A 2,361-nucleotide genomic window follows, 5' to 3' on the forward strand; every position below is an offset into this window, starting at 1 on the left:
CGCTGGCCCGGGTGCAAGGCGCGGCCATGGGCGGCGGCATGGGCCTGGCCGCGGCCTGCGACATCTGCGTGGCTTCCACCGCGGCCAGCTTTGCCACGTCGGAAGTGCGCCTGGGCATCCTGCCCGGTGTCATCAGCCCGTACGTGGTGCGCGCCATCGGTGAGCGGCAGGCTTATCGCTACTTTCAAACGGCCGAACGCATGAGCGCCGCCCGGGCACGTGAACTGGGCCTGGTGCACGAAGTGGCCGAGCCCGAGCAGCTGGACACGGCGGTGCAGGCCCTGGTGGACGCGCTGCTGGCCGGCGGCCCGAAGGCGCAGGCGGCTTCCAAGGACCTGATCCGCGCGGTGGCCAACCGCCCGGTGGACGCGGCCTTGATCGAGGACACCGCCCGCCGCATCGCCGAGCTGCGCGCCACGCCCGAAGCCCGCGAAGGCCTGAGCGCCTTCCTCGACAAGCGCGCCCCGGCCTGGAAGCCGGGCGCCTGATGGACTGGAGCGCCACAAGCATGTTCACCAAGATCCTGATCGCGAATCGTGGCGAGATCGCCTGCCGCGTCATCAAGACCGCGCGTCGCATGGGCATCGCCACCGTGGCGGTGTATTCCGAGGCCGATGCCAATGCCCGCCATGTGCGCCTGGCCGACGAAGCGGTGCTGATCGGCCCCGCCGCCGCGCGCGAGAGCTACCTGGTGGCCGACCGCATCCTGCAGGCCGCCAAGGACACTGGCGCCCAGGCGGTGCACCCGGGCTACGGCTTCCTGTCGGAGAACGAAGACTTCGCCGAGGCCTGCGCCGCCGCCGGCATCACCTTCATCGGCCCGCCGGCCTCGGCCATCCGGGCGATGGGCCTGAAGTCGGCCGCCAAGGCGCTGATGGAAAAGGCCGGCGTGCCGCTGACGCCCGGCTACCACGGCAGCAACCAGGACCCCACCTTCCTGGCCGAGCAGGCCGGCCGCATCGGCTACCCGGTGCTCATCAAGGCCAGCGCCGGTGGCGGCGGCAAGGGCATGCGCCGGGTCGACCGCGCGGAAGACTTTGCCGCCGCCCTGGCCAGTTGCCAGCGCGAAGCCACCAATGCCTTTGGCGATGCCAACGTGCTGGTGGAAAAGTACGTGCTCAAGCCGCGGCACATCGAGATCCAGGTGTTCGGCGACACGCAAGGCAACGTGGTCTACCTGTTCGAGCGCGACTGCTCGGTGCAGCGCCGGCACCAGAAGGTGCTGGAAGAAGCGCCCGCCCCCGGCATGACGCCCGAGCGCCGCGCCGCCATGGGCCGCGCCGCGGTGGAAGCGGCCAAGGCCGTGGGCTACGTGGGCGCCGGCACGGTGGAATTCATTGCCCACCAGGACGGCAGCTTCTACTTCATGGAGATGAACACCCGGCTGCAGGTGGAGCACCCGGTCACCGAGATGATCACCGGCCTGGACCTGGTGGAGTGGCAGCTGCGCGTGGCCGCCGGCCAGCCGCTGCCGCTGACGCAGGAACAGCTGCGCATCGACGGCCATGCCATCGAGGCGCGCATCTATGCCGAAGACCCGGACAAGGGCTTCCTGCCCTCCACCGGCCGCCTGATCCACCTGGCGCCGCCCGCCGAGGGCGCGCATGTGCGCATCGACACCGGCGTGGAGCAGGGCGACGAGATCACGCCGCATTACGACCCGATGATCGCCAAGCTCATCGTGTGGGACCAAAGCCGCGACCTGGCGCTGGCCCGGATTCGCAGCGCGCTGGCCCAGTACCGCGTGGTGGGTGTGGCCAACAACGTGGAGTTCCTGGCGCGGCTGGCGGCATGCCCGGCCTTCACCCAGGCCGACCTGGACACCGGCCTGATCGAGCGCGAACAGGCCTTCCTGTTTCCTGAAGCGACGGACCCGCCCGACGAAGCCTGGCTGCTGGCCGCACTGGCCGAGCTGCTGCACGAAGGCGCGGCCCAGGCCAAGCGCAGCGCCGCCCTTTCGCCGTGGGATGCGCTGGACGGCTGGCGCCTGAACGGCCAGGCCGCGCGTGAGCTGCGGCTGCGCCGCGGCGAGCTGCAGCGCAGCGTGGCGGCCACCAGCGTGCCGGGCGGCTGGCAGCTGTCACTCGACGGTGGCGCGCCCGTCTTTGCACGCGGCGAGTTGGCCGCCGACGGCGGCCGCCTGCATGCCCAGCTGGGCGAGCGCCGGCTGCATGCCGCGGTGGTGGTGGCCGGTGAGCGGCGGCATGTGTTCCTCGATGGCCATGCGCATGCGCTGGTGCGGGTGGACACGCTGCACACCGGCGGCCAGGGCGACGATGCCCACGGCGGCCTGCGTGCGCCCATGCCCGGCAAGGTGATCGCGCTGCTGGCCGCGGCCGGCAGCACCGTGGACAAGGGCAC

At 71.5% G+C, this 2,361-nt stretch carries 2 protein-coding genes; both read left to right on the forward strand.

The window, feature by feature from the left end:
• Positions 1 to 488, forward strand: a 488-nt coding sequence (locus ABNT58_RS24075) for an enoyl-CoA hydratase-related protein (protein WP_348755929.1), incomplete at its 5' end; no start/stop codon positions are given.
• A 20-nt stretch (positions 489 to 508) separates the two neighbouring features.
• The coding region (locus ABNT58_RS24080) for an acetyl/propionyl/methylcrotonyl-CoA carboxylase subunit alpha (RefSeq protein ID WP_348755930.1) at positions 509 to 2,361 on the forward strand (1,853 nt) is incomplete at its 3' end.

This window comes from uncultured Aquincola sp. (assembly GCF_964001545.1).
Classification (GTDB): Bacteria; Pseudomonadota; Gammaproteobacteria; order Burkholderiales; family Burkholderiaceae_C; genus Aquincola.